The organism is Kutzneria viridogrisea DSM 43870 (genome assembly GCF_000525635.1).
Classification (GTDB): domain Bacteria; phylum Actinomycetota; class Actinomycetes; order Mycobacteriales; family Pseudonocardiaceae; genus Kutzneria; species Kutzneria viridogrisea.
The window spans coordinates 9,335,845-9,362,528 of record NZ_CP007155.1; the positions used below are offsets into that span (position 1 = coordinate 9,335,845).

Consider the following 26,684-nt stretch of genomic DNA (forward strand, 5'->3'; position numbering starts at 1 on the left):
TCATTCGCTGCGGAGGGCGTCGATGGGCGCCAGCCGGGCCGCCCTGCTGGCCGGGTAGACGCCGAAGGCGAGCCCGATCGCGATCGAGGTGAGGATCGCGGCCGCGGTGGCCGTCGGGGAGATCGTGATGGTGCTGGAGATCAGCTGCGGCAGGGTGAGCGCGCCGATCACGCCCAGCGCCGCGCCGAGCAGTCCACCGGCCAGCCCCAGCACGGAGGCCTCGACCAGGAACTGCCTGCGGATCACCACCGGGCTCGCGCCCAAGGCCTTGCGCAGCCCGATTTCGCGGATCCGCTCGGTGACCGACACCAGCATGATGTTCATGACCCCGATGCCGCCGACCAGCAGCGACAGCGCGGCCACGCCACCGAGCAGGATCGTCAGCGTCTTGCTCACCGAGGTCGCCGTGCTCAGCAGGGACTGCTGGCTGGCGATGGTGAAGTCGGCGGCGGCCGGGTCCGTGACGTGGTGCAGGTTGAGCAGCAGCTGGTTGGCCTCCTGGTACGCCGCGGACAGCGTGTCCGAGGAGGTGGCCTCCAGGTAGATCGACTGCACCGAGGTACGCGTGCTGCCGCCGAAGAGCCGGTCGGCGGCGGTGCTGATCGGCACCACGGCCTGGTCGTCCTCGTTCTGCGCGGCCGAGTTGCCCGCCGAGGCGAGCACGCCGACCACGGTGAACGGGGTGCTGCCGATCGCCACGGTCCTGCCGACCGGATCGGCGCCACCGAACAGCTCCTGCGCGGTGGTAGCGGCGAGCACCGTCACCGCGGCGTCGCTCGTGAGGTCCTGCTCGGTGAGGAACCGGCCCTCCGCCAGGGTTCGCGCGCGCACCGACTGCCAGGCGGGCGTGGTGCCGACCACCGAGGTGGTCCAGTTCGTGGAGCCCGCGGTCAGCGCGGTGGACCGGCTCGTCGTCGGTGCGACGGCGGCGATGTCCGGCGCCGCGACCTTCGAGGACAGCGCGGTCGCGTCGCTCACGGTCAGCGCCGAGGAGGAGCCCTGGCCGCCGCGCACACCACCGGTCGTGGTGCTGCCCGGTGAGACCACGAGCAGGTTGGTGCCCAGGGAGTTGATCGCGCTGGCCACCTGCTGCTGCGCGCCCTCGCCGAGCCCGACCGTGAGGATCACCGCCGCGATGCCGATCAGGATGCCCAGCATGGTCAGACCCGAGCGCAATCGATGCGATCGTATCGCATCGAAGCTGGTGCGCAGGGTTTCCATCCAGCTCATGCGAACACCCCGCCCGTCCGCCTGGCGTCAGAGGAGATCAGGCCGTCGTGCAGCCGCACGGTGCGCTCGGCGTGTTCGGCGACGTCCTCCTCGTGCGTGATCAGCACGATGGTGTGGCCTGCTGCGTGCAGGTCGGCGAAGACGCTGAGCACGTCCGCGGTGGACTTGGAGTCCAGCGCCCCGGTCGGCTCGTCGGCGAGGATCAGCGCGGGCTTGTTCACCAGCGCGCGGGCCAGCGCCACGCGGGACTGCTGCCCGCCGGACAGTTCCGTGGGCTTGTGCTCGACCCGGTCGCCGAGGCCGACCCGCGCCAGCACCTCGATCGCGCGCTGCTTGCGCTCCGCCTTGGCGACACCCGCGTAGCACAGCGGCAGCTCCACGTTGCGCCACGCCGTGAGCGAGGGCAGCAGGTTGAACTGCTGGAACACGAAGCCGATCCGCCTGTTGCGGATGACCGCGAGCTCGGCCTCGGTCAGACCGCTGACGTCCTCCCCCGCCAACAGGTACGTGCCGGTGGTGGCCACGTCCAGGCAGCCCAGGATGTGCATCAGCGTGGACTTGCCGGAGCCGGAGGGCCCCATGATCGCCACGTACTCGCCCTGCTCGATGCGCAACGTGATGCCGCGCAACGCCTCCACCTCCAGCGCACCGGTCTTGTAGACCTTGCGCACCTCGGAGATGTCGATCACCGGTCCGGCCGTGTCACCGGCCGTCGGCAGTGGTGCGGTCATGTCCAGGGTCATGGCTCAGCCGCCCGTCCCGCCGCGGGTGACCCCGCCGCCACCGAAGCCGCCGCCCGTGCCGCCGGTACCGCCCGTGCCGCCGCCGAAGCCGCCGGTCCGCCCGCCCCCGGTACCGGTGCCACCCGTGCCGCCGCCTCGCGTGCCGCCACCGGTACCGGTACCGCCTGTGCCGCCGCGGGTACCGCCCGCCACGCCGGGCTCCACCACCTGGTCGCCCTCGGACAGCCCGCTCAGGATCTGGGTCTGCCCGCCCTGCACCATGCCGGTGGTCACCTCGCGCTCCACCTGCTTGCCGTCCACCTCCTGGTAGACCGCCGACTTGCCGTTGCTGTAGTGGATCGCCGCCGAGGGCACGACCAGTGCGTCGCTGATCTGCTTCACCGTGATCGCCACGGTGGCGCTGGCACCCGGGTGCAGACCGGTCGGGCTGCCGGTCACCGCGATGGTCACCGGGTAGCTGGGCACCGAGGCCGAGCTGCTGGCGAGCAGGGCCACCGAGGTCACCGTGCCGTACACCGGGGTGGTGCTGCTGTTCGGCGTGATCGTGGCCTGCTCGCCGACCTTGAGCAGGCCGACCTGCGTGTCGTCCACGCTGGCGTTGACCACGTAGGAGCCGTTGGAGATCACCACGACCTGCGCGCTGCTGGCGGAACTGGACGAGGTGCTCGACGAACCGCCCGACCCCGCGCCACCCGACCCTGTGCCGCCACCGCCACTACCGGAGCCGCCTGTGCCGCCGCCGGAACCCGAGTTGGCGGAGCCCGAGGAACCGGACACCTGCTGGCCGACGGTGAGGGAGACCGAGGCGACCGTGCCGGTGATGGGTGAGGTCAGCGTGGCCTGGCCGAGCGCGTTCTGCGCGCTGGTGAGCTGGTTCTGCGCCGCCGTGAGCGCCGCCTGATCGGCGTTGACCTGGGCGGCGGAGGCCCCCGAGGACTGGTCGGAGCTCAGCCTCGACTGGTCGGCGGACACGGTGGCCTGTGCCTCGGCGACACTGGCTGCCAGCGCGGCCGAGTTGACCGTGGCCAGCGCCTGGCCCTGGGTCACCTGCTGGCCCGCCGTCACGTTGACGGCCGTGACCTGACCGGACACCCCGAAGTTCAGGTTCTCCAGCTGAGCGGGCTGGATCGTGCCCGAGGAGGACACGGTCTGCTTGAGCGTGGTCGTGGAGGCGGTGGCGAAGCGGGTGGCCGGGGCGGCGGCGGGGCGGGTGACCCCCCAGGCCGTGGCGCCCCCGGCGATGACCACGACGGCCACCGCCAGGATGATCACCCGCCGTCTGGTGAACCGCAGTCGGATTCTCGACAGCACGAAGTCCCTCATTCTTCTCCCACCGTCACCTGACGAGCGCGACGGACCCGGCAGACATCCTCGTCACGCCACGCAGGATTTCCCTGAGAGAACGCTGTCGATCGCCTGTCAACTACGACAGCAATCCTCGCAGGAGGGTGCGCGGTTGATACCCCACGATCTTTCGCGAACAGCCTGTCGCGGCTCTGGCAGAAACCTGTGAGTTCGCTGACTCTCAGCGAGCGGGGTGCCCGAGTTGTGAGGATTCGGCGGGAGAAAGGAGGAACAGTGTCCGACTGAACGGATCAGGCCGGCGGCAACTCCACGGTTCGGACCAATGGCAGTGCCTGCCGGTCCTTGGTGCGCAGCGCGAGCAGGAGCTGGCGGATCGCCCCCAGCAATAGCAGCCCGGCGAGCGTGGCTATCCCAATGGAACCGGCGACCCAACTCCCGATGAACCGGGTGGAAACCAATTCGGGGTGCGAATCGTTCTTGGGAACCACCATGGTGATGACCCCGCGGTTCCAGCACCACACCGCCGCGAACACCAGCAGCACCGCGACCAGCACTTCGACGGCGGCGACCGCGGCACGCCACGGCTGGTTCAACCGGGTTCCTCTGCTCACGCCCGAAAGCGTCTCACGTCCGCGCGCGCCGTGCCCCTCGCACACGCCCCACCTCAGCCGATCACCTGTGACGCGATCGTGCCGCGCAGCTCGTGGGCGGCCGCCGACGGGCTGCGCCACGTGCTCACAGCGCTGCTCAGCTTGCATACGGCCGGCGAGCTGAGTGCGATCGCACGTCGATCCAGGAAGGGTGCCGCCGTCGAGCTAGGCGGCAGCATTGCTCCTGCGCAGCCACCGACGAGCCAGGCCTCAGCATCGCTCCTGCGCCGCAGCCGTCCAGCTAGGCGGCGGCGTTGCTCATGCGCAGCCACTGACGAGCTAGGCGGCAGCGCTGCTCGTGCGCCACAGCAGACGAGCTAGGCCTCGGCGTTACTCATGCGCCGCAGCCGTCCAGCTAGGCGTCAGCATTGCTCATGCGCAGCCACCGACGAGCCAGGCCTCAGCATCGCTCCTGCGCCGCAGCCGACGAGCTAGGCGGCAGCGCTGCTCGTGCGCCACAGCAGACGAGACCGGCTGCGGCCCCCTCGAACCTCGCGGAGCGTGCTGCCAATACCCGCTCGTCGAGCTGTGCGGCCGCATTCCTGCTGGGACGTGCGCGGCGAGCATGCACCCAACTGCTCCGGACGGCCGCATGAAGGAATCGTCGGTTTTCCGGACGTGCGACAGGCGCACAAATGAGCAATACCAATTCTGCTACTGGTCGATCACGCTGCGCTACTGCCAGGCTGCCCGCACAGTTCTCGGTGGGCACCACCGAGCAGATGCGCGAATACTCTGGAAATCGCGACTCGGAGGTCGTGTGCGAGGCGGGGTAGCCCCCGGAAACCAAATGTCCGGCCCGCCCACTCCGCCATGTCAGGCGAGGCAGCCGGGTCATGCTCTGCCCGTGACCGATCCCGGGTCAGCCGATACGGGCCAGTCCCCTGGCGTCCCGGCGCGAATGGCCACGGGAAATCCGCAACGGGTCGAAGTGCTCGTCGCAGGCCACCGCCATGGACAACCGCGAGGAGGGAATCCTCCTGGTGCGCAAAGGTTCCATCGCCTGCGGACCGTGCTCGACCGTGACGGCCGTCAACTGGCCCAGGTCGTGGGACTCACCGTCGGTGGTGCCGACGCAGACCTGGCAGCGGGCGCCGGACAGGTCCTGCTCGGTGAGTCCGGCATCGGCCATGGCCATCCCGGCCCGCAGCTGCGGCGTACTGGCTGGCCCGGCCCCACTGCGGCACCGACAGCCTGCGCAGCCAGCGCTCAGGCTCGAACTCGGGGACCTGGCAGCCGTTGGTGTGGGCGTAGCCGGTGGTGTCGAAGGCAGTGATCGGGCTGACTCCGCTGCGACCGGTACGCAGGCCCTCGGTGAACTCCACAGCCCCGGCGCCGATGCTGGAGACCGCGCCGAGGCCGGTGGCGACAACCCGCTTGCGTAGCAAGGTGTTCATGTGTCCTGTTACCAACCGGCTGTCTTGGCCAGCACTGCACGCACGCTGCGCAGGTCGGCCATTCCATCCACTTCGGACTGATTGATGGAGATGCCGAACTCCTTCTCCAGCGCGGCGAGCACGCCGATCAGCGAGAGCGAGTCGGCTCCGTGGTCCTCCACGAACCGGTCGGGTCTCGCCGAGCTCCTCGAGCTCGATCTCCAGGCGGTCGCAGACGATCTCGAGGATCCTGGCGTCGCGATCTTCGGTGATCTGCACGGGTTTCCCCAGTTCTGTTCAGGCCGCGACCAGGCGGCGGGTGGACTTCCAGGTGCGCAGCCCGGCCTCGTCCCGGACCGCCGCGCAGGTGTCCAGGACGCGTTGCAAGTCGGACTCGGCGAGCTCGGAGTGCACCGAGAGCCGCTGCGCGCAGCGGTTCGCCGGTACCGCCGGCGGCACGAACGGCGCCCCGAAGCCCCCCTGCGCGTCGAGCAGCCGCTGGAGCAGGCACAACGCCTGCTCGCTGCCCGGCTGCAACGGGATGATCTGGCTCCCGCTCGGCGCGATGTTGTAGCCGAGCCCAGTGAGCCCGTCCCGCACCATCAGCGCGTTGCGGGCGCGCCTGCTCCTCCGATCGTCGGCCACCAGGATCAGACCCAGCCCGGCGCCGCTCGGGCCGAGCACACCGAGGGCGTGCGACTCGTCCGCGATGAGCGCGCACCCGGTCCGCTCGGCCAGGTCCACGTACTCGACCAGTGGGCAGAGGTCCCCGGTGACGCCGTAGAGGGTGGCGAACGCGATCAGCCCTGGGCCGTGCTTGCCGATCGTGTGTTCCAGGTGCTCGAAGTCGTTGTGTGCGAACGGCCTTGCCACCGCGTCGGCGGCGAGGACACCGGCCAGCAGCGAGGCGTGCGCGGTGACGTCCACGTAGACGGGCTGCCGGGTGCCGCGACGGCCTGGATGAGCCCGACGTTGGCGGTCCACCCAGACTGGCAGAGCATCGTCGCCGGGGCGTCCAGGAACCGGGCCAGCCGACGTTCCAGTTCGCGGTGCGGGTCGTGCTCACCGGTGAAAACGCCCGACATCATCACACCGTTGCCCTGTCGGCGAAGCACCTCTGCGAACTCGGACAGAGGTTCGACAAGGCCACCTACCAGACACTACTGGCCCAGTTTTCGCAGGTGGAAGCCACTCGAACGACCTTGTGTCACACCGGAAAACCGCTTCGACATTCACTCATACAAGTGAGAAATGAAACGGTTCAGCAAGCCAGCACGCTTCCCATTCCCGCAATGAAAGCGTCACGGAAATGGTTTACCCGAGTGACGGGAAACACTATTGCGAAATCAACCCGGTCAGCGCTTCGCGCAACGCTCCGGCATCCCGTGCCCAGGCGAGCACCACGCTCTCGTCCTCCAGTCGCAGCGGCACGCCCGTGGTCCCCTTCGGCGCCAGCCAGCCCCCGCCGAGCACCCTGGCGCCCAGCGATTCCTCCCCGTCGAGGACCTCGGCGATGCGCGCCACGGGCAGTTCCTCCTTGCCCTGTCGCAGAGACTCAGCGGTCAGCGACACGCTGCACACGCTGCGGCGCGCGCGGACCCACATCGCCGCGGCGGCAGCGAGCCCGAGCCCGGCCAGCGACCAGCCGAGCGGGTGCACCGGCCCGCTCAGCGCCTCCACTGCGAGCCCGAGCAGGGCGAACACCGGGCCCCAGAGCACCGGCCAGTACGAAGAGCCCGGTTCGGCGTACACCTCGGTCATGCCTTCTCCGCGAGCCAGCGCGAGGTGGCGCCGTGCCAGGTCACCACGAGCGCGGCGACCACCAGCACGATCGACACCAGGTTCGCCACGCTGCCCAGACCACTGAGCACGAGCAGCACCAGTTGCAGCGCGGCCACGGCGCTGAGCGCGACCCGCGCCCAGCGCCTGCCCGCGCGCAACGCCAGGGCGAACCCGCTGTAGGCGGCGGCGAACAACAGGGCGACCACGGTGTTGCTCATCAACACGCTGGTGACGGCGTCCTCGACCTGCTCGGGCCGCACCACGTTGCGCGCGATCACAGCGGTGCGCACCTCGGACCGCAGCAGCCACAGGTAGCCGCCACTGAGCAGACCGAGCAGTGCGAGCCCCAGCCACAACCCCACCGCGACGCGCACCATCAGCCCTGCTTCAACTCGGTGAAGTAGGCGCTGCTCTTGGGCAGGAAGAGCATCAGCAGACCGACCAGACCCGCCAGCGTGCCCAACTGGGTCGGCGTGGTCGGCGCCAGCGCGATCGACGCGAGCTGCACCAGAGCGAGCACGACGAACGCGACGCGCGCCCAACGGCGTTGTGCGCGCAGCATGTACGCGAACAGCCCGGCAAGCACCGCGAGCAGGACGAACACCACCTCGTACACGATGAGCTGCGCGTTGAGCGCGTCGAGCACCTGCTCGGGGGTGAGCGTGGTGTTCTTCTGCTGCTTGGCGAACTCCTGCACGACGGTGTTGTGCGAGGCGATCAGGAGCACGGCGGTCGCCAGGTACAGGGCCGCGTCGACCGCCCACAGCACGATGCCGACCTGGACCGCCCTGGGCCGCACGGGGACGGCTGGCTGGTCCGATTCAGGTGTGGTCACGAGCGCACGTTAGCGCGCGTCGGCGGCCCTGGCGAAGTGCGCGGCCGAGCTGCGCACGTGGAACAGCACCAGGACCGCCAGAGCGATCACCGGCTGGACAAGAACAGGACCGGGCGCCAGCGGGCTGGCTTCAGGGACGCAGCCAGCGGGAGGCCTCGACCGCCCAGTAGGTGAGCACCATGTCGGCGCCCGCCCTGCGGATCGAGGTCAGGGTCTCCAGGATCGTGCGCTCGCGGTCCAGCCAGCCGTTGGCGGCCGCGGCCTCGACCATCGCGTACTCACCGGACACCTGGTAGGCGGCCACCGGCACCTCGGAAACCTCGGCCACCGCGCGCACCACGTCCAGGTAGGGCAGCCCGGGCTTGACCATCACCACGTCCGCGCCCTCGGCCAGGTCCAGCGACAGCTCGCGCAGCGCCTCCCGGGCGTTGGCCGGATCCTGTTGGTACGTCTTGCGGTCGCCCTTGAGCTGCGACTCGACCGCCTCGCGGAACGGCCCGTAGAAGGCCGAGGCGTACTTGGCGGTGTAGGCCAGGATCGCGGTGTCCACGAAGCCCGCCTCGTCCAGGGCTTCGCGGATGACGCCGATCTGGCCGTCCATCATGCCGCTGGGGCCGACCATGTGCGCCCCGGCGCGGGCCTGCTCCACGGCCATGTCCGCGTACAACTTGAGGGTGGCGTCGTTGTCCACGCCGCCATGTTCGTCCAGCACCCCGCAGTGCCCGTGGTCGGTGAACTCGTCCAGGCAGCAGTCCGACATGAGCACGGTGTCATCGCCCAGCTCGACGCGCAGGTCGCGCAGCGCCACGTTGAGGATGCCGTCCGGGTCGGTCGCGCCCGAGCCGACCGCGTCCCGGGTCTGCGGCACGCCGTACAGCATCAGCCCGCCGACCCCGGCCTGTACGGCCTCGACGGCGGCCTTGCGCAGGCTTTCCCTGGTGTGCTGGACGACCCCGGGCATGGAGGCGATCGGCACCGGCTCGGCCGCGCCCTCCTTGACGAACATCGGCAGGATCAGCTGCCTCGGCTCGACAGTGGTCTCGCTGACCAGGCGGCGCAGGGCCGGGGTGGTGCGCAGGCGGCGCGGGCGGTGGGTCGGGAACACCGGCTGTACTCCCTCGAATGTGGGCGGTGCCGTGACGGACCAGCCGTCACGGCACCTCGGGTACTACGAGCGGCGCAGGCGCTTTGCCTTGCGCGGCGGGGGAAGCGCGCCCTCGGCCCGCAGCCTGGCCGCGTGCTGGGCCAGTGCGTCGACCAGTGAGGGCACGTTGGCGAACTCGGGCTGCACGTCCACGCGCAGACCGAACTCGCGGGCGGTCTCGGCCGTCTGCGGGCCGATGCAGGCCACCAGGGTCCTGGTGTGCGGCTTACCCGCGATGCCGACGAGGTTGCGCACGGTGGAGGAGGAGGTGAAGCACACCGCGTCGAACCCGCCGGACTTGATCATCTCGCGGGTGTCGGCGGGCGGCGGCGCGGCCCGCACGGTGCGGTACGCCGTCACGTCGTCGATCTCCCAGCCGCGCTCGCGCAGACCGGCCGCCAGGGTCTCGGTGGCGATGTCGGCGCGCGGCAGCAGCACCCGGTCCACCGGGTCCAGGATGTCGTCGTAGGGCGGGAAGTCGGCGAGCAGGCCCTCGCTGGACTGCTCCCCGGAGGGGATCAGCTCGGGGATGATGCCGAAGGAGCGCACCTTGGCCGCCGTGCTCTCGCCGACGCAGGCGATCTTCACGCCGGAGAACGCGCGGGCGTCCAGGCCGAACTCGCGGAACTTCTCCCACACCGCGCGCACGGCGTTGGTGGAGGTGAACACGACCCACTGGTAGCGGCCGTCCACCAGCCCCTTGACCGAGCGCTCCATCTGCGCCGGGCTGCGCGGCGGCTCCACCGAGATGGTGGGCACCTCGACCGGGATCGCACCGTGCTCGCGCAGCCGCTCGCTCATCGCACCGGCCTGCTCCTTGGTGCGGGGCACCAGGACTCGCCAGCCGTACAGGGCCCGCGACTCCCACCAGGACAGCTTGGACCGGTTCGCGGCGGCGCCGCCCACGGTGACCACCAGCTGGCCGAGCAGGTCACCGGCGTCGGCGGCCAGCGAGGCGAGCGAGGTGTCCACGGTGCGCTGCGAGCAGGCGGTGCCGTCCACCGTCACCGCGACCGGGGTCTGCGGGGCGAGGCCGTGCTCCACCAGAGATGAGGCCGCCTCGGCCAGGTGGCTGCCGGTCGCGTGCAGCACCAGCGTGCCGGGCGCGGAGGCCAGCCCCACCCAGTCCACAGTGGACCGAACGTCGGCCTCGGTGTGCACCGCGCCGAGCGCGACGCCCGCGTAGGCGGGAACCGCTGTGCCACCGGGAACTCCCGGCACCACGTCGAAGTCCACAGTGGACTTCGCGACCGACTGAGCCTCCTTGACCACTGAGTCGAGGGTGAGCGGGTCACCGGCGACCAGGCGCACAACGCTGCGCCCGGCCTTGGCCTCGGCCACCAGGTCCCTCGCCACGTCGGCGGACTCACCGACGGCGGGGCGCACCTCGGCGCCGTCCGCGATGGCGAGCACCTCGGCGGGTACGTCGGGGTCGGTCACCACCAGTTCCGCCCTGGCCAGCAACTCGTTGGCCCGGACGGTCAGCAACCCGGCGTCACCGGGGCCTGAGCCCACGAACGCGACGCGTCCGGGAGTCTTTCGTGCGCGGGTCGTCATCTGGGCGTTTCCCATCACTTGCTCCTGGCCATCACTTGCTCCCAGGGCCACTGAGCACCGTGGCGCCGAGATCGAGCAGTTCGGCCGCCAGCGCACGGCCCAACTGCTCAGCTGCGGTCAAGTCACCGGTGGCCGAAGCTCGCAGAAGGTCGTTCTGCGGCGTCGCGGCAACCCCGCGCAGGGACAGTCGGAGGACCGACCTTCCCGCGTCGTCGAGGTCTTCCACCACATCGGCCAGTGCGCCGACGGGCGCGCTGCACCCCGCCTCCAGCGCGGCGAGCATCGCGCGCTCTGCGGTGACAGCGGCCCTACTGGCCTGATCGTCCAAACAAGATCGGAGCAGGTGCTCGGTGTCGACGTCGTCGACCCGGCACTCCACCGCCAGCGCACCCTGTGCGGGCGCGGGCAGCATCTGCAGGGGGTCCAGCACCTCGGTGATCACCTCGAGGCGGCCGATGCGGGCCAGGCCCGCGCGGGCCAGCACCACGGCGTCCAGCTCGCCCTTGGTGACCTTGCCGATGCGGGTGTCCACGTTGCCGCGGATCGGCACCACGTTCAGGCCGAGGCCCAGCGCCGCCAGCTGCGCCGCCCTGCGCGGCGAGCCGGTGCCCACAGTGGACCCGCTGGGCAGCTCGCCCAGGGTCAGCCCGTCCCGGGCGATCAGGGCGTCCCGGGGGTCCTGCCTGGTCGGCACGGCCGCCATGGACAGCCGGGGGTCGGGCGCGGTGGGCAGGTCCTTGTAGGAGTGCACCGCGATGTCCACCTCGCCGGCCGCCAGCGCGTCGCGCAGGGCCGAGGTGAACACGCCGATGCCGATCTCCGCGATGGGCGCCGAGCTGCGGTCACCAGGGGTGGACACGGTCACGATCTCCACGCGTGCACCGGCGCGCTCCAGCTGCTGCGCGACCGTTCCGGTCTGCGCGAGCGCGAGCGCGCTGCCTCGCGTGCCGATCCTCAGGGTCCGGTTCACCGGTCTCCACCGCCGTGCTCTGTCGTGACGTTGCGTGGTGCGCTGACCACTGCGGGTGCCTGCGGGTCGAGCCCGAACAGCTCGCGCAGTGCGTCCGCGTAGCCGGCCCCGCCCGGGGCCGAGGCCAGTTCCTTGACCCGCACGGTCGGGGTGTGCAGCAACTTGTCCACCACCCTGCGGACCGTCCTGGCCAGCTCCGCCCTAGTGGAATCATCCAGGTCCGGGAGCCGTGAGTCCAATCGCAGCAACTCGGCGTCCACGACCTCGGCGGCCCTGCGGCGCAGCGCGGTCACCGTCGGGGTGACCTCCGCCGACCGCTGGCCCGCCAGGTAGTCGCGCACGCCCTCGGCCACGATCTGCTTTGCCCGCGCGGAGTCCAGCGCCACCGGGGCGTCGGCCAGCCGCTGTTGCAGGCTGGTCAGATCCACCAGGGTCACCCCCGGCAGGGACTGCACGATCGGGTCCACATCGCGGGGCAGCCCGAGGTCGCACACCACCAGCGGCCGGTCCGGCCTGCCCGCGAACTGCCCGGGGCCGACCACCACGTCGGTGGCCCCGGTGCAGGCCAGCAGCACGTCCGCGGCGGGCAGCTCGGCCGCCAGCCCGGACAGCGCCACCGCACGGGAGCGCACGCCCTCGGCGCGCAGCGAGGCGGCCAGCCGGTCCCCGTTCACGGCGGTCCGGTTGGCGATGACCACCTCGCCGATGCCCGCGCGGCGCAGGTGCGCGGCGGCCAGCCCGCCCATGGAGCCCGCGCCGACCAGCACCGCGGTGCGCCCGGCCAGGCCGCCGAGCACGCGCTCGGCGTCGGACAGCGCCTCGGACACCACGGAGGCGCCCGCGTGGTCGATGCCGGTCTCGCTGTGCACCCGCTTGCCCACGCGCAGCGCCTGCTGGCTCAGCTCGTGCAGGGTCTTGCCGACGGTGCCCGCCTCGTCGGCCGTGGCGTACGCGGAGCGCAGCTGGCCGAGGATCTGGGCCTCGCCGATGACCATGGAGTCCAGCCCGGCGGCCACCGAGAACAGGTGCTCCACCGCCGCGGCCGCGTAGTGCACGTAGAAGTGGTCGCACAGGCCGTTGACCTCGACCCCGGAGTGCCTGCTCAGCACCGAGGTGACGTCGGCGAGACCGCCGTGGAACGCCTCCACCACCGCGTAGACCTCGATGCGGTTGCACGTGGACAGCAACAGAGCCTCGGACACGTGCTCGCACCGCAGCAACTCGTCGAGCAGCTTGCCGTGGTCGTCACCGGAGACGGCAAGCCGCTCCAGCAGCCCCACCCCGGCCGTTCGGTGCGACACACCGACTGCGAGCAGACTCACCCCGGCACCACCATTCCGCCCTCGTCCGCGTAGGCGGCCTCGTCCGCCCGCCGCGCCACGTGGAACGACAAGATCTGCATCTCCACCGCCAAGTCAACCTTGCGCACCTCGACGTGGTCAGGAACCTGGAGCACGACGGGTGCGAAGTTCAGGATGCATTGCACGCCCGCGGATACCAAACGGTCGCAGACGCCCTGTGCCGCGGGGGGCGGGGTGGCGATGACCCCGATCGAGACCTCCCGCTCCGCGCACACGCGGGGGATGTCCTCGATGTGGTCCACCAGGATGCCGCCCACCGGCACGCCTATCAGGTCCTCGTCCACGTCGAACAGCGCGGAGACCGGGAACCCGCGTCCGGGGAAGCCGCCGTAGTTGGCCAGGGCGTGACCGAGATTACCGATGCCGACCACGCAGACGCTGTGCTTGCGGGTCAGCCCGAGGATGCGCTCGATCTGCCCGACGAGCACCTCGACCTCGTACCCGACCCCGCGCGTGCCGTACGAGCCGATGTAGGACAGGTCCTTGCGCAGCTTCGCCGAGTTGACCCCCGCGGCGGCCGAGAGCTCCTCGCTGGAGACGGTCGTCACGCTCTGCTCGGCCATGCCGGAGAGCACTCGGAGATAGACCGCGAGCCTGGCGACGGCCGCCTCCGGAATGGCCCTGGCCCGCTCGCGGACGGCGGGTTCGTCGACTGCGGACCCGGGGGCGCTCACGACCTCGTCAGCCTCACCCCGTCGTGCACCCACGCTGGTAGCTCCTCAGCTGCTCGTCCAGGCGATCCGCCCCATCGACACCGCAACGGTAGTCGCTTGTGAACGGATGCACAAAGTCGCCGGACGGGGGCGTGGGACGGCACACAGCGAGCTGGGGCACACGGTTCACCGGTTCGGATGACACGGCAGAGCGGGTCAGTGGTCCCCGGCCGGCAATCCGTCGCCACCGGGCCCCAATTCTGCGGCCGACAGTCGACAAGAATGCACGAAAAACGCCGGATCACCATCGTTGACAGCCACTCGCCAGATGTCGAATTCACGTCCTCTCGCCCCGGACCGGGACATGCCGAACCTGTTCCGCCAGGTGCGCACCACCTGCGAGGAGACAGTGAATACGGCAGAGGAGTCGGAAAAAGCACTATGGGAGTGGCCGTGACGGCCACTCCCATCGAGGAGAACAATCAACCAGTTCAGCTGGCCGGAGTCAGCACCTTGCCGATGACGAACACGGTGGCGTTGCCGGTGGGGATGTTTCCGCAGAGCACCGGGGCGTCGTTGACCATCAGGTTCGACTTGTCGCCGGTGATCTTGACGGTGCCGCCCTGCAGGGTGGCTTCCGCGCCGTCCTTGATCAGCTGGTCGCCGTTGAGGCGCTTGGCGACCACGTGGTACTGAAGGATCTTGCCCAGCTTGGCCGGGTCCTTGGCCAGCGCGTTGAAGGCGTCGTCACCGAGCGCGGCGAAGGCCGGGTCGGCCGGGGCGAAGACCGTGATGGCCTTCTGCGAGTTCAACGTGTCGACCAGGCCCGCGGCCTTGACGGCGGCGACGAGCTTGGTCAGCAGCGGGTTGTTGCTGGCGGCGGTGGCCACCGGGTCGTTGGCCATCCCGTTCAGCGAGCCCTTGCCGTCAGCCGGGATGGAGCTGCAGGCCGAACCGAAGGTGTCGGTGACCTTGGTGACGCCGTCGCTCGACATGGCCTCGGACGTGGTGGTCGCCGCGGCGGCGCTGGTGGTCGTCGTGGAGCCCGCGGAGTTGGAGCTACCACCGCTGCAGGCGGCGAGCGAGACGGCGGCGGCGACAGCGATACCGGCGGCTGCCAGTCGGTGGAACTTCCTCACCTGGATCACTCCTCAGTGATTGCGAGAACCCGGATATTTCGGGCTAAGAGAACATCTCGACCTTCACTGAGATGTTCGAAACAACCTCGCGATCGGTTCGATCCCGGTTGGTAACGGTTCGGTCACTGAGCGACGAAAACGATCGTGTGCAGGCCAGTCGCCCCGTTCGGGATGGGGCTGACCCGGTCCGCGGTCTGCGTGTAGCCCGAACTGTCGGTGGCACGGCACAGCACGGTGTGGCTGCCCGACTTGAGGTCGAACTCCTTGCGCCACATGCGCCAGGTCTCCTTGCCGACCTCGGTGGTCAGCTCGGCCTCCTGCCAGGGCCCGCCGTCCATCTGCACCTCGACCTTGGCGATGCCCTTGGTCTGCGCCCAGGCGATGCCCGCGACCACGACCGTGCCCGCGGGCACGGTGGACAGGCCCTGCGGGATGTCGATGCGCGACTCGGTCTTGATCGGCGCCTTGGCCGTGTAACCGCGCGGCACCCAGTAGCTCTGCTTGGCGGCGAAGGTGGTCAGCTCGATGTCGGTGACCCACTTCGTGGCCGACACGTAGCCGTACAGGCCGGGAACCACCAGGCGGGCCGGGAAGCCGTGCTCGGGCGGCAGCGCCTGGCCGTTCATGCCGATGGCCAGCATGGCGTTGCGGCCGGGGTCGATCGTCTCCGACACCGGACTGCCCGCCGTGTACCCGTCCACGCTGGTGGAGAACACCTGGTCCGCGCCAGGCTGGATGCCCGCCTCGGCGAGCAGGTCGCGCAGCAGCACCCCGGTGAAGTTGGCGGTGGAGATGTACGGGCCGCCAACCTCGTTGGAGACGCAGGTCATCGTGATGGTCCTGGTCACCAGCTGGCGCTTGGCGATGTCGTCGAAGCTCAGCCGCAGCTCGCGGTCGACCATGCCGTGGATGCGCAGCGACCAGTCCTCGGCGCGCAGCCTGGGCACCGACAGAGCGGTGTCGATCCGGTAGAACTCCTGGTTGGAGGTCAGGAAGGTGGGCGTGCCCTGGCGCGCGAAGTCAGCGCCGGGGGCGATGTCGGGCTGCGGGTAGTGCGCGATCAGCTTGCTCACCTGTGCGCGCGAGCCCTCCACGTCCACGCTGCCCGCGACGAACTGCCCGCCGAGCCCGGCCAGCCCGGAGCCGACGGCCACCCCGACCGAGCCGAGCAGGAATTTGCGCCGGTCCGGGCCCTCGGCGGCCTGCCCCGGCTCGGTGGCCGCCACGGCCTGCCGCAGGGCGAGGCCGTGTAGCCCGCGGAACACCAGCAGGCCGGCCACCAGGCTGGTGATCGGCGCCAGCACGGCGAGCTGGCCCAGGTCGGGCCGCGCGTAGACCGCCGCCACGGCGACCAGGCCCAGAGCGATGGCGAAGATCGAGCCCGGCAGCGGGCCGCGCCGGGACACCAGCCCGGCGAGCACGGCGGCCACGAGCAGGAACCCCGCCATGCCGCCGAGCAGCACCACCTTGTCGGCGGTGCCGAAGGTCCGGACCGCGAAGTCCTTGAGCGGCAACGGGGTCAGATCGATGAAGGTGTTGCCCACGGCCAGGAACGGCGAGGCGTTCGGGTCGATCAGGCCAGCGACCAGGTGGCCCGAGGCCAGGGCGGCCGCGACGCCCAGCACGCCGACGAGCAGAGCCACCGGCCAGCTCAGCGTGGGGGTCGTTGAGGGACGGCGCTCGACTGTCGGAGCTGATGCGTTCACACCTCAAGTTCGTCCGCGCAGGGGGATCGGTTCAAGCCTGACCGGCTTACGGATGTGTGACGGCCCGTCCACCAGGGCAGAAAAAAGGTCCGAGCGACCCCCAGGACGCCCGGACCCCTTGACGGCTGTACAGCCAACTGGATGATACGTACACTATATTTAACCAAACAAGCCCTTCCAGTGAACTTCCCGGTCGTTTTGTTAACTGGGAAGATCGGGTGCAGAGGCTTCGCGATACGAGGAGGTGTGCCGTGGCCACCCTGGCGGAGCGACTGAACACCCTGTTCGCCACCGTTGTGCAGGTCGACGCGCACGGCAGGCGTCGCGAGTACTCCACCCCGCACGTGGCGCGGACGATCAGCGAGGACCCCGCGCACGACACCACGGTGTCCCGCGTCTACCTGGCAACCTTGCGGTCCGGCGCCAACACCAACCCGACCATCGCCGTGATCCGCGCGCTGGCGAAGTTCTTCGACGAGCACCGCGCACCCGGTACCCCGCACATCACCGCCGCGTACCTGCTCGGCGACGAGCCCGAGGACGCCGAGGAGCGCGAGCTGCGCGCGAAGCTGGCCGACCGGCACGTGCGGATGATCGCCATGCGCGCCGGGGACATGACACCGGCGGTGCGCAAGCAGGTGCTGAAGATGATCGACGTGCTGCTCGCCGAGGACGAGGAACAGCAGCCCTAGCGGCCCAGGTGGCCGCGCAACGCCTCATCGACAGCTGATCTGCGTGTGCCGTGCTGCTGTGCTGACGCACTGCTCATCTGCTGACGCGGTCGAGGAACGCCGCAGCACAGCTCCGCCGCTCGCGCACTGCTCCACCGCCGCAGCACTGCTCATCCGCTGACGCAGTCGAGGAACGCCGCAGCACTGCTCCACCGCTGACGCACTGCTCCACTGCCGCGGCACAGCTCCAGCGCTGACTCACTGCTCCAGCGCTCGCGCATTGCTCCGCTGCTGAGACAGTGCTCCACCGCCGACGCGCACGAGATACGCCGACGCACAGCTCGTCCGCATCACCCCACCACGAGTGCGGCGGCACAGCTCAGGCGAGCAGTGCCGCCCTCAGCCGGCTCTCCTCCACCTTCCAGTACCCGTGCTCCGCCTCGTCCACGAGGATCACCGGCACCCGGTCGCCGTACTCGGCGCGCAGTTCGGGGTCGCTGTCCACGTCCTGGCTCGACCAGGGCACGCCGAGCTCCCCGCAGATCCGGTCGAGGTCGGCGGCGGCCTGCTCGCAGGCGTGGCAGTCCACCCTGGTCATCAGGGTCACGTGGTGCGTCACGGCACCAGCCTAGGCGTCAGTCCTGGGGCAGTCGGAGCCTGCTGCGCACCAGCTTGCCGGTGGGCGAGTGCGGCAGCACATCGGTGAACTCCACGCTGACCGGCACCTTGAACTTGGCCAAGTGCTCGGTGCAGTGCGCGAGCACGTCCTCGGTGCTCAGCCGAGCGTCGGCGCCGAGCACGAGCACGGCCTTGACCGCCTCGCCGGTGCTCTCGTCCGGGATGCCGACCACGGCGGCCTCGGCCACCTGGGGCAGCTCGGCGAGCACCTTCTCCACCTCGTGCGGGTACACGTTGAACCCGTTGACGATGATCAGGTCACCGGCGCGGTCCACCAGGTGCAGGTCGCCGTCGGGGTCGAGGTAGCCCACGTCACCGGTGCGGAACCAGCCCTCCGCGTCGGGGCCGTGCGCCCCGTCCGGCCAGTAGCCGCTGAACAGGTTCGCCCCGCGCACGGACACCAGGCCCGCGTCGTCGTCGGGGAACTCCAGCTCCTCGTCCTCCACGAACGGCTGGCCGTCGTTGTCGACCAGGCGCAGCTCGACACCGGGCAGCGGCTTGCCCACCGAACCGGCCTTGGGCTTGCCGCCGACCAGCGTGGAGGTCAGCACCGGAGCGGTCTCGGTCAGTCCGTAGCCCTCGTACACCGGCAGGGTCGTGGCGTGCTCGACGGCGTCCAGCAGCGCCGGGCCGAGCGGGGCGGCACCCGAGGTGAGCAGGCGCACCGTCATGAACGCCTCGCGCAGTCGCGCGGCGCCGACCTGGAGCATCGCTTGGTACATGGGCGGCACGCCGACCACGGTGGTGACGCGGTGCCGCTCGATGACGTCCACGGCGCGCTCGGCCTCGAACCGCTCCAGCAGCACGGCGGTGGCGCCGGCGGCGGCGACCTGGAACAGACCGGGGCCCAGGCCGTAGGAGTGGAACAGCGGCAGGGCGAGCAGCACGCGGTCGGCGGCGGTGACCGGGGCGGGCCGCAGCGCGGCGCACTGCGAGACGTTGGCCAGCAGCGCGCGGTGCGAGAGCATCGCGCCGCGCGGCACACCGGAGGTGCCCGAGGTGTACGCGAGCACGGCGATGTGTTCACCACCACGAACCGAGCCCAAGGGCTCCTGGCCCTCGACTCCCTCAACCGGGGGAGGCGGCAGCACGGTGGGCACGCCCCCGCCCTCGCCGACGAGGACCCGCGACCCGCTGTCCTCGACGATCCGGGCCAGCTCACGCACGGGCGCGCTGGGGCTGACCGGCACCACCACGGCCCCGGCACGCAGCGCGCCGAACACGGCGACGCAGAACTCCGGCGAGGTGGGCAGCCGCACCGCGACCCGGTCACCGGGTGCGACGCCGACACCGATGAGCCGACGGGCTTCAGCACTGGTCAGGGCGTCGAACTGCCGCCAGTTGAGCGTGGCCCCGGTGCTCGCATCGATGAACGCCGGGTGGTCGGGTCCGCGCTGGGCGGCCACGCTGACCAGATCGGCGACGTTGCCCGCTGGGGTCATGCTCGACCTCCTCATCGAAGCGATCGTCGGATTTTGGCACGCCCCTCGCGCGTCATGCACCGCGGCACCGCCGCGTCTCATATATGACCCAGACATCGCTACCTACTTCCGAGTAACAACCCGTATGCTGCCGATACGCCTCGGGTGCCCCCGCCCATCCGCTGCGTCGACCAAGGGAGGTGCTGCTACCCCTATGAGCAGCCCTGCCCGCTCCGAGCAGACCGACCCCGACCCCGTCATGGACGAACCCGGCGAGGCGTGGGACCTGGTGCACGCCGCCCAGTCAGGCGACACCCAGGCGTTCGGCCTGCTCTACGACCGCTACGTGGACTCGGTCTACCGCTACGTGCTGTTCCGCGTCGGTGACCGGACCCTGGCCGAGGACGTCACCAGCGAGACCTTCCTACGGGCGCTGCGCCGCATCGGCTCGGTCAGCTACCAGGGCCGCGACGTGGGCGCCTGGTTCGTCACGATCGCCCGCAACCTGGTGCTCGACCACGTGAAGTCCAGCCGCTACCGGCTGGAGGTCACCACCGCCGAGCTGGACGACAACCGCGAGGTCACCGCGGGGCCCGAGCAGGCGGTGCTCACCGAGGCCACCACCAGCGAGCTGCTGCGCTGCGTGGGCCAGCTCAACTCCGACCAGCGCGAGTGCATCGTGCTGCGCTTCCTGCAGGGCCTGTCGGTGGCCGAGACGGCCAGCCAGATGGGCCGTAACGAGGGCGCCATCAAAGCGCTCCAGCACAGGGCCGTGCGGCGGCTCGCACAGCTGCTCCCGACGGAGCTGCGGTAACCCGTTCCGGCTAGTGATCACCGTGGTTGTGAACATCACGTGTCGCAGCGCGACGATGCGTAACCGATGCAGCCTGGCAGTCGTTTCTCGAAACAGGAAACGAGCGAGGTGGGCGTGGGCATGCAGGACGAGCGGTTCGCTCGGGCCGTCGAGGAGATCCCCGGCGACGGCCCGGTGCCCGCCGACCCCGGACTCGCCGTGGTGGCGATGCTCAGACAGGCCGCGACCGCGCTCGACCCCACTCCGCAGGCACGCAGCCGGATGCGCGCGAAGCTGCTGGTCGAACTGGGCGTCGAGGACACCGAACCGGACCCGACCCCGGCCGTCACCCCGCTGGCGCCACAGCGGGTCCGGCGGCTGGGCGCCTCGGGGCGGCTGGTGGTCGCACTGGCCGCCGCGCTGTGCCTGGTGCTGTCCCTTGGCGCGATGAGCCTGCTGATGAGCAGGGACGCGCTGCCAGGGGACGCGCTGTACGCCGTCAAGCGGACTGCCGAGTCGGCCTCCTTCGGACTGACCTTCGGCGAGGGCTCGAAGGGCCGCAAGCACCTGGAGTTCGCCTCGGCCCGGCTCGACGAGTTGACCGCGCTGGTCGACAAGTACCCAACTCCGGCGGGGCCGCCCTCGGGACCTGCGCTGACCGCGCTCACCGACCTGGACACCGACGCCGCAGCTGGATCGCGGCTGCTCACCACCGAGGCCACCAACGGGGACGGCAGCACGCTCACCGTGCTGCGCGACTGGGCTCGCACCGAGTCCGCCCGGCTGACCGCCCTGCGGCCCAGGCTGCCCGACCCCGCTGGCCAGCGCGCCGCCAGCAGCACGAGCGTGCTCACCTCCATCGCCGAGCGCTCCGAGGCGCTGAGCGCACGGCTGGGCTGCTACGCCATCACCTCGGGCACCAGCGACGAGATCGGCCCGCTGCCCGCCAGCGGTGCCTGCGCCAAGCCAGGTACGACCGCGCCACCGCCCGTCACGCCGGTACCGGGTTCACCGGCCCCCACGGCCCCGCACGACCCGGTGCGCTCCTCGGCGGCCAAGCCCGTGCCCGGTAGCACCCCGGGAACGGTCCTGCCCTCGCTCGCGCTGCCCACGCCGACCAGCCAGGGCGGGCCGCTGACCCCGCCGTTCCCGCCTGTACCGGGTGGCGGCGACACCCCGTCGGTGCTGACCGTCCCGCTGCCGCTGCCACTGGGCAGCCTGCCGCCCCTGCTGCCCGGTCTGCCGGGTCTGGTGCTCGGCGGCTGACCTGAGTTCATCACCAGAGGTAGATCGCTACCCTTGCACGATGACGGACCGGCGGAACCTGACCGGGAGGCGCTGCGGTGTACCGCAACCGTGACGGAGCGGACGCACAGCCCCGCAAGCGGCTGTTCTCCACGGAGGACGAGGCGCTCGACCGCATGGCAGAGGAGGCGGGCCAGGCGTCCGCCGAGGCCGCGGTCGCCGCGGCAGCCGAGCTGGAGGCGTCCCTCGCCGTACCCCCTGACCTGACCGCGGCCGCCTTCTTCGACGTGGACAACACGATGATGATGGGCGCCTCGATCTTCCACTTCGCCCGCGGCCTCGCCGCGCGCAAGTACTTCACCACCTCCGACCTGGCCGGCTTCGCCTGGAAGCAGATCAAGTTCCGGATCGGTGGCAAGGAGAGCCCGGAGAGCGTGCGGCAGAGCCGCGAGCAGGCGCTGTCCTTCGTCGCGGGCCGCAGCGTGCAGGAGCTGGTCACGCTCAGCGAGGAGATCTACGACGAGCTGATGGCCAACCGGATCTGGTCGGGCACCAGGGCGCTCGCGCAGATGCACCAGGACGCCGGGCAGCGGGTCTGGCTGGTGACCGCGACCCCGGTGGAGCTGGCCTCGATCATCGCGCGGCGGCTGGGCCTGACCGGGGCGCTGGGCACCGTGGCGGAGAGCCGGGACGGGGTCTACACCGGGCGGCTGGTCGGCGACCTGCTGCACGGCAAGGCCAAGGCGCACGCGGTGCGGGCACTGGCCGCGCGCGAGGGCCTGGACCTGCGTCGCTGCACGGCGTACTCGGACTCGATCAACGACGTGCCGATGCTGTCCGCGGCGGGCACCGCGGTGGCGGTGAACCCGGACTCCGCGCTGCGCGAGCTGGCCCGCACACGGGGCTGGGAGATCCGCGACTTCCGCACCGGACGCAAGGCCGCGCGCATCGGCGTGCCCTCGGTACTCGGCGCCGGCGTGCTCGCCGGGGCGGTGGCCGCGGGGCTGGCCTACCGGCGGCGCGAGCGTTCCTGACCGTCCACGCAACCAACACCGACCATGTGCGTCCTGTGCTGTGACAGGACGGACTGCGGCGCTTTGTTGTTGTACCTCAAGGAGTTCCGCGCCGACCTGGCGTCGGTGCGCAACGCTGAGGTCGGTTGACCGGTCCGGACCGCGTTCGGGGGCGGCCCGGACCGGTCGTCGGTCTCAGCGCTGGGGGGCGTAACCGGGCGGCGGCTGCGGGGGCTGCTGTTGCTGCTGCGGCTGGGCCTGCGGGGCGGGCGCCGCGTGCGGCTGTGCCCCGGCCTGACCCACCTGCTGTTGCTGCTGCTCCAGCGGCACGATGAACACAGCGGTGCCATAGGCGGCGATCTCGCTCATCGTCTGCGCGATCTCGTTGCAGTCGAAGCGCATCGCCAGGACCGCGTTGGCCCCGTAGCCCATGGCCATCTGGGCCATGCGGCCGACGGCCTCGTTGCGGGAGTCGGTGAGCATCTGCGTGTACTGCGTGATCTCGCCGCCGCCCAGTGACTTGAGGCCGGCGACGAAGTTCACGCCGATCGCACGACTGCGCACGGTGAGGCCGAAGACCTCACCGAACACGTGCGCGACCCGGCAGCCGGGCACGTCGTTCATCGTGGAGATGAGGATCGGGAACTGAGGCGGAGGAGTGGGCTGACCCATGGCCGCGAATCGTAGCCGCACCATCCTCTGTGGACTCGGCATTCGGGTGGGAATGGCCTACCGTGACCTCCATGCGCGACGACGTGCTCGTGCTCGGCGCGGGTGTGATCGGCCTGACCACCGCCGTGTGCCTGGCCGAGGCGGGGCTGCGGGTCCGCGTGCTGGCCGCCGAGCCGCCCGTCGCGACCACCTCCGTGGCCGCGGGCGCGATGTGGGGCCCCGCCTTCGCCGAACCCGCCGAGCAGGTGCTGAGCTGGAGCCGCACGGGGCTCGCCGAGTTCACCGCGCTGGCCGGGGACGAGACCACCGGGGTCAGCCTGGTCCGCGGCCGGATGGCGGCCCGTTTCCCGCTGCCGCTGGACGGGGAGTTGCCCCCGCAGGTGGCCGTCGTGCCCGAACTGGCCGACTGCCTGCCCGAGGAGTTGCCCGAGGGCTACCTCAGCGGCCAGTGGTGCCGGGTCCCGCTGATCGACATGCCGCGCTACCTGCGCTACCTCACCGGCCGCCTGCGCAGCGCGGGCGGCACGCTGGAGATCAGGTCGGTGGCCCGGCTGCTCGACCTGGTCGACCTCGCACCGGTGCTGGTCAACTGCGCTGGGGCCGGCGCGCGCAGGCTGGTACCGGACCTGGCCCTCCAGGCGGTGCGCGGGCAGTCGGTGGTGGTGACCAACCCGGGCGTGCACGAGTTCTTCGTGGAGGTCAGCAACGAGCAGGAGATGACCTGCTACTTCCCGCACGGCGAGCACGTGGTGCTGGGCGGGGTCAGCCTGGAGGGCGACTGGAGCACCGAGCCCGACCCGGCGGTCGCCGAGCAGATCCTCGCGCGCTGTGCAGCTGTGCAGCCGCTGTTCAGCAACGCCGAGGTGGTCGAGCACCGCGTCGGCACACGACCAACGCGTGCGCCGATCAGGGTGGAGGCGACCGAGCTGGGCGGCGCGCGGCTGGTGCACTGCTACGGCCACGGAGGGCTGGGCGTGACCCTGTCCTGGGGCAGCGCGCGGCAGGCTGCCGCGCTGGCGGCCCCGGACCGGCTCAGTCCGTCCTGACGTTCAGCGTCAGGTTGATCCGGTCCGGGGACGGGTAGCTGATCGTGCCCTCCCCGCGTGCCGTGGCGTACTTGCCGCAGCCGCCCACGATGGCGAGCGGGTTGTCCACCGGCGAGGGCAGCACCAGCGGGTGCTCGGTGCTCAGGTGCAGTTCCCCGTTGAAGCCCAGCTTCAGCACGAGGCTCATCTGCACGATGACCTTGGGCGGGGTGTCCGGGGTGACGTTGACGACGATGCCGTGCGCCGAGCCGTCCCCCGCGGCCGCCGCGTTGGCGTCGAACAGCTCCAGCTGCATCGCGAAGGGCGTGCCGAAGGCGGGGGTCGCGGACAGCGAGTTCTTCGAGCGGGCGGCCACCAGCTTGATCGTCTCGTTGGCGGAGGCCGCGGCGGGCGAGGACCCGGCGAGCACCAGCCCACCGGCGGCCACTGCCGGTGCCGCGAACAGCGCTGCCCTTCTGGACAGCTCAGCGGGGGTAGCCATGAACCGAGCGTAGGCACAGGCAGGCAGCGTTGCCCGCCAGCGCCCGCACTGCCACGCGTTCGAGTGAGCTAGCCGAGGAAGACGTTTCGACGCTGGGTGAGCAGCCGGTACAGGCTCTGCTGGATCGTCTCGCGCACCTGGTCGGTCAGGTTGAACACCAGCATCGGGTCGTCGGCCGCGCTGGGCTCGAACTCGTCGGTGCGGATCGGCTCGCCGAACTCGATGTACCACTTCGAGGGCAGCGGCACCGCGCCCAGCAGCCCCAGGTGCGGGAACAGCGGGGTCACCGGGAAGTACGGCAGCCCGAACAACCGGGCGATCAGCTTGATCTCACCGATCTTGGGGTAGATCTCCTCGGCGCCGACGATGGACACCGGGATGATCGGCGTGCCGGTGCGCAGGGCCGCGGAGACGAAGCCGCCCCGGCCGAAGCGCTGCAACTTGTAGCGGTCCTTGAACGGCTTGCCGATGCCCTTGAAGCCCTCGGGCCACACGCCGACCAGGTCGCCACCGCGCAGCAGTCGCTCGGCGTCCGGGCTGCAGGCCAGGGTCTGCCCGGTCTTGCGCGCCAACGAGCTGATCATGGGTAGGCGGAACACCAGGTCCGCGCCCAGCATGCGCAGGTGCCGGTTCGCCGGGTGGTGCTCGTGCACGGCGTAGGCGGTCATCACCGCGTCCATCGGCAGCGTGCCCGAGTGGTTGGCCACCAGCAGCGCGCCGCTGTCGGACGGCACGTTGTGCAGCCCGATGGTCTCCACCCGGAACCACTTCTCGTAGAGCGGGCGCAGCAGCGGCATCAGCACGTTGTCGGTGAGCTCGCGGTCGAAGCCGAACTCGTCGACCTGGTACTCACCGGAGACCCTGCGGCGCAGGAACGCCAGCAGATCGGCCAGCCTGCGCTCCCAGTCCGGCTGCTGCCCGGTCTCGCGCTCCTCCTGCCCGGCGGGCGGCACCTGCTCGATCCTGGGCCGTGCCGCCGAGTTCGCGGGCACCGGTCGGTCGGTTCCGTGCAGCGGGATCACTCGCGCATCCGGCATCGCGTGCACCTCCTCACCTGATGGGGAGTCTGGCGGCGAGGTCGAGGATCCCCCGCTCGGCGGCCACCAGACTGTCGGGGTCGAACACCGGGCGCAGCGCCCGGCCGCTCACGTAGTCGTCGAACGCCTGCGTGGTGGTCCACCTCGGTGCGAAGCCGAAGTCGCGCTTGAGCCGGGTCGTGTCCACCACCCGGCCGAAGTTGAGGAACCGCATCTGGTCCGGGGAGAAGTCGACCAGCCGGGCACTGCGCACCACGCGGCCCACCACGGGCACCGCCATGCTGGGCACCGGCAGCGCGACCCGGCCCGCCCTGCGGATCGCCTGGGACAGCATCAGCACCCCGTCACCACCGACGTTGTACGTGCCCGCCAGGTCGTGCAGGGTGGCCCGCTCCACCACGGCCAGCGCGTCCTCGGAGTGCAGCAGCTGCATCCTGGCGTCGTAGCCGAGCACCGTCGGCACGACGGGCAGGGCGAAGTACCTGGTCAGCACGGTGTCGATGCGCGGGCCGATGAAGTTGGTGAAGCGCAACGTGGTGACGTCCACATCGGGCCTGCGCCGACCGAAGCCGCGCACGTAGCCCTCCACCTCGACGGCGTCCTTGGCGTACCCGCTGGGGGGCAGGTCCTTGGGCGCCATCTCCTCGGTGAACATCGCGGGGTCGCGGGAGCTGGCCCCGTACACCGCGCTGGTGGACTTGACCACCAGCTTGCGCACCAGCGGCGAGCGCTGGCAGGCGGCCAGCAGCTGCATGGTGCCGATGACGTTCATCTCCTTCATCGCCGTCCGGCCGGTGGGGCCTGCCGGGTTGGCGGTGACGGAGGCGTGCACGACCGTGTCGACCTTGGCGCTGGCGATCACCTTGGTGATCAGCGGGTTGCGGATGTCGGCGCGGACGAACTCGGCTCGGCCCATCCTGCGCAGCAGGTCCCGGGGCGGGGGCACGGTGTCCACGCCGAGCACGCGCTCGATGGCCGGGTTGGCGGCCAGGCGCGCGGCGAGGTGGCCGCCGAGGAAGCGGCTTACTCCGGTGACGAGGACCACAGTGGGCGCCATGGGACTCCCTGGCAGGTGGCGGTGACGCTGGCGATGCTACTCCCGGCCAACGACCGGAACAGGGGCCAAGCACGCCGCATTGACGCAGGTCACGCAGGGTTTACGGGGTTCTCACCCGT

Annotated in this window: 28 protein-coding genes; 5 read left to right on the top strand and 23 right to left on the bottom strand. The window is 70.7% G+C overall.

The features are described 5' to 3' along the window. The 17 genes from KALB_RS40990 to KALB_RS41070 all read right to left on the bottom strand — a co-directional run bounded on the left by KALB_RS40990 (nt 1) and on the right by KALB_RS41070 (nt 16,388). Nucleotides 1–1,230 (bottom strand): ABC transporter permease, encoded by a 1,230-nt coding sequence (locus KALB_RS40990; protein ID WP_025361488.1) that lies wholly within the window; start codon nt 1,228–1,230, stop codon nt 1–3. Beyond that, nucleotides 1,227–1,961 (bottom strand): ABC transporter ATP-binding protein, encoded by a 735-nt coding sequence (locus tag KALB_RS40995; RefSeq protein ID WP_030109868.1) that lies wholly within the window; start codon nt 1,959–1,961, stop codon nt 1,227–1,229. The genes KALB_RS40990 and KALB_RS40995 overlap by 4 nt, the downstream gene beginning before the upstream one ends. Before the next feature lie 15 nt (nt 1,962–1,976). Further along, nucleotides 1,977–3,296: an efflux RND transporter periplasmic adaptor subunit gene (locus tag KALB_RS41000; protein ID WP_042221363.1), complete on the bottom strand. Its 1,320-nt coding sequence runs from the start codon at nt 3,294–3,296 to the stop codon at nt 1,977–1,979. Nucleotides 3,297–3,568: 272 nt separating this feature from the next. Beyond that, nucleotides 3,569–3,871, bottom strand: coding sequence for a hypothetical protein (locus tag KALB_RS41005; RefSeq protein WP_025361491.1), 303 nt, complete (start codon nt 3,869–3,871; stop codon nt 3,569–3,571). A 919-nt stretch (nt 3,872–4,790) separates the two neighbouring features. After that, nucleotides 4,791–5,060 carry a hypothetical protein gene (locus tag KALB_RS44690; protein WP_025361492.1) on the bottom strand — a complete coding sequence of 90 codons (270 nt, stop codon included), beginning with the start codon at nt 5,058–5,060 and terminating at the stop codon, nt 4,791–4,793. Nucleotides 5,061–5,333: 273 nt separating this feature from the next. Next, nucleotides 5,334–5,486 carry an acyl carrier protein gene (locus tag KALB_RS49705; RefSeq protein ID WP_236650122.1) on the bottom strand — a complete coding sequence of 51 codons (153 nt, stop codon included), beginning with the start codon at nt 5,484–5,486 and terminating at the stop codon, nt 5,334–5,336. A 115-nt stretch (nt 5,487–5,601) separates the two neighbouring features. Continuing rightward, nucleotides 5,602–6,288 (bottom strand): aminotransferase class I/II-fold pyridoxal phosphate-dependent enzyme, encoded by a 687-nt coding sequence (locus KALB_RS41020; protein ID WP_148309850.1) that lies wholly within the window; start codon nt 6,286–6,288, stop codon nt 5,602–5,604. 351 nt (nt 6,289–6,639) lie between these two features. Continuing rightward, nucleotides 6,640–7,065 (bottom strand): transport-regulating membrane protein Mce1N, encoded by a 426-nt coding sequence (locus KALB_RS41025; protein WP_025361494.1) that lies wholly within the window; start codon nt 7,063–7,065, stop codon nt 6,640–6,642. Next, on the bottom strand, nt 7,062–7,463 hold the full coding sequence (locus KALB_RS44695; RefSeq protein ID WP_025361495.1) for a hypothetical protein: 402 nt from the start codon (nt 7,461–7,463) through the stop codon (nt 7,062–7,064). The genes KALB_RS41025 and KALB_RS44695 overlap by 4 nt, the downstream gene beginning before the upstream one ends. Next, nucleotides 7,463–7,921: a hypothetical protein gene (locus tag KALB_RS41035; RefSeq protein ID WP_148309851.1), complete on the bottom strand. Its 459-nt coding sequence runs from the start codon at nt 7,919–7,921 to the stop codon at nt 7,463–7,465. Before KALB_RS41035 ends, KALB_RS44695 begins: the two co-directional genes overlap by 1 nt. A 130-nt stretch (nt 7,922–8,051) precedes the next feature. After that, nucleotides 8,052–9,026, bottom strand: coding sequence for a porphobilinogen synthase (hemB, locus tag KALB_RS41040; RefSeq protein ID WP_025361497.1), 975 nt, complete (start codon nt 9,024–9,026; stop codon nt 8,052–8,054). 63 nt (nt 9,027–9,089) lie between these two features. Then, the gene (locus KALB_RS41045) at nt 9,090–10,637 is read right to left on the bottom strand and encodes a bifunctional uroporphyrinogen-III C-methyltransferase/uroporphyrinogen-III synthase (RefSeq protein ID WP_236650123.1); all 1,548 of its coding nucleotides are present in this window, start codon (nt 10,635–10,637) and stop codon (nt 9,090–9,092) included. A gap of 16 nt (nt 10,638–10,653) precedes the next feature. After that, nucleotides 10,654–11,592 carry a hydroxymethylbilane synthase gene (gene hemC / locus KALB_RS41050; protein WP_025361499.1) on the bottom strand — a complete coding sequence of 313 codons (939 nt, stop codon included), beginning with the start codon at nt 11,590–11,592 and terminating at the stop codon, nt 10,654–10,656. Beyond that, nucleotides 11,589–12,914 (bottom strand): glutamyl-tRNA reductase, encoded by a 1,326-nt coding sequence (locus KALB_RS41055; protein ID WP_025361500.1) that lies wholly within the window; start codon nt 12,912–12,914, stop codon nt 11,589–11,591. Before KALB_RS41055 ends, hemC begins: the two co-directional genes overlap by 4 nt. Further along, a complete protein-coding gene (locus tag KALB_RS41060; RefSeq protein ID WP_236650428.1) occupies nt 12,911–13,627 on the bottom strand; it encodes a redox-sensing transcriptional repressor Rex in 717 nt (238 codons plus the stop codon). Before KALB_RS41060 ends, KALB_RS41055 begins: the two co-directional genes overlap by 4 nt. A gap of 470 nt (nt 13,628–14,097) precedes the next feature. After that, complete coding sequence (locus KALB_RS41065; RefSeq protein WP_025361502.1) at nt 14,098–14,745, bottom strand: fasciclin domain-containing protein; 648 nt, start codon at nt 14,743–14,745, stop codon at nt 14,098–14,100. Nucleotides 14,746–14,867: 122 nt separating this feature from the next. Continuing rightward, complete coding sequence (locus KALB_RS41070) at nt 14,868–16,388, bottom strand: molybdopterin-dependent oxidoreductase (protein WP_236650124.1); 1,521 nt, start codon at nt 16,386–16,388, stop codon at nt 14,868–14,870. A gap of 314 nt (nt 16,389–16,702) precedes the next feature. Between KALB_RS41070 and KALB_RS41075 the strand changes: the two genes are divergently transcribed. Beyond that, nucleotides 16,703–17,143 (top strand): XRE family transcriptional regulator, encoded by a 441-nt coding sequence (locus tag KALB_RS41075; protein ID WP_201771871.1) that lies wholly within the window; start codon nt 16,703–16,705, stop codon nt 17,141–17,143. Nucleotides 17,144–17,501: 358 nt separating this feature from the next. Here KALB_RS41075 and KALB_RS41080 read toward each other — a convergent pair whose 3' ends face one another. Both KALB_RS41080 and KALB_RS41085 read right to left on the bottom strand, forming a co-directional pair. Continuing rightward, a complete protein-coding gene (locus KALB_RS41080; protein ID WP_035967882.1) occupies nt 17,502–17,720 on the bottom strand; it encodes a glutaredoxin family protein in 219 nt (72 codons plus the stop codon). A gap of 37 nt (nt 17,721–17,757) precedes the next feature. Further along, nucleotides 17,758–19,242: an AMP-binding protein gene (locus KALB_RS41085; RefSeq protein ID WP_030108267.1), complete on the bottom strand. Its 1,485-nt coding sequence runs from the start codon at nt 19,240–19,242 to the stop codon at nt 17,758–17,760. A gap of 193 nt (nt 19,243–19,435) precedes the next feature. On the opposite strand from KALB_RS41085, the gene KALB_RS41090 reads away from it, so the two are divergent. From KALB_RS41090 to KALB_RS41100, 3 genes are all read left to right on the top strand, one after another. Further along, the gene (locus tag KALB_RS41090) at nt 19,436–20,035 is read left to right on the top strand and encodes a sigma-70 family RNA polymerase sigma factor (RefSeq protein ID WP_025361507.1); all 600 of its coding nucleotides are present in this window, start codon (nt 19,436–19,438) and stop codon (nt 20,033–20,035) included. Nucleotides 20,036–20,155: 120 nt separating this feature from the next. Further along, nucleotides 20,156–21,280: a DUF5667 domain-containing protein gene (locus KALB_RS41095; protein WP_030108265.1), complete on the top strand. Its 1,125-nt coding sequence runs from the start codon at nt 20,156–20,158 to the stop codon at nt 21,278–21,280. A gap of 155 nt (nt 21,281–21,435) precedes the next feature. After that, complete coding sequence (locus tag KALB_RS41100; protein WP_182840478.1) at nt 21,436–22,293, top strand: HAD family hydrolase; 858 nt, start codon at nt 21,436–21,438, stop codon at nt 22,291–22,293. A 174-nt stretch (nt 22,294–22,467) separates the two neighbouring features. On the opposite strand, the gene KALB_RS41105 is transcribed toward KALB_RS41100, so the two are convergent. Next, complete coding sequence (locus tag KALB_RS41105; RefSeq protein ID WP_025361510.1) at nt 22,468–22,944, bottom strand: YbjQ family protein; 477 nt, start codon at nt 22,942–22,944, stop codon at nt 22,468–22,470. A gap of 71 nt (nt 22,945–23,015) precedes the next feature. Between KALB_RS41105 and KALB_RS41110 the strand changes: the two genes are divergently transcribed. Further along, nucleotides 23,016–23,990 (top strand): FAD-dependent oxidoreductase, encoded by a 975-nt coding sequence (locus tag KALB_RS41110; protein WP_236650125.1) that lies wholly within the window; start codon nt 23,016–23,018, stop codon nt 23,988–23,990. Here KALB_RS41110 and KALB_RS41115 read toward each other — a convergent pair. The 3 genes from KALB_RS41115 to KALB_RS41125 all read right to left on the bottom strand — a co-directional run bounded on the left by KALB_RS41115 (nt 23,977) and on the right by KALB_RS41125 (nt 26,565). Beyond that, nucleotides 23,977–24,471: a dirigent protein gene (locus KALB_RS41115; RefSeq protein ID WP_081789751.1), complete on the bottom strand. Its 495-nt coding sequence runs from the start codon at nt 24,469–24,471 to the stop codon at nt 23,977–23,979. The genes KALB_RS41110 and KALB_RS41115 overlap by 14 nt on opposite strands. A gap of 68 nt (nt 24,472–24,539) precedes the next feature. After that, nucleotides 24,540–25,508, bottom strand: coding sequence for a lysophospholipid acyltransferase family protein (locus tag KALB_RS41120; protein WP_025361513.1), 969 nt, complete (start codon nt 25,506–25,508; stop codon nt 24,540–24,542). 13 nt (nt 25,509–25,521) lie between these two features. Beyond that, complete coding sequence (locus tag KALB_RS41125) at nt 25,522–26,565, bottom strand: NAD-dependent epimerase/dehydratase family protein (RefSeq protein WP_025361514.1); 1,044 nt, start codon at nt 26,563–26,565, stop codon at nt 25,522–25,524. Between the last annotated feature and the right edge of the window lie 119 nt (nt 26,566–26,684).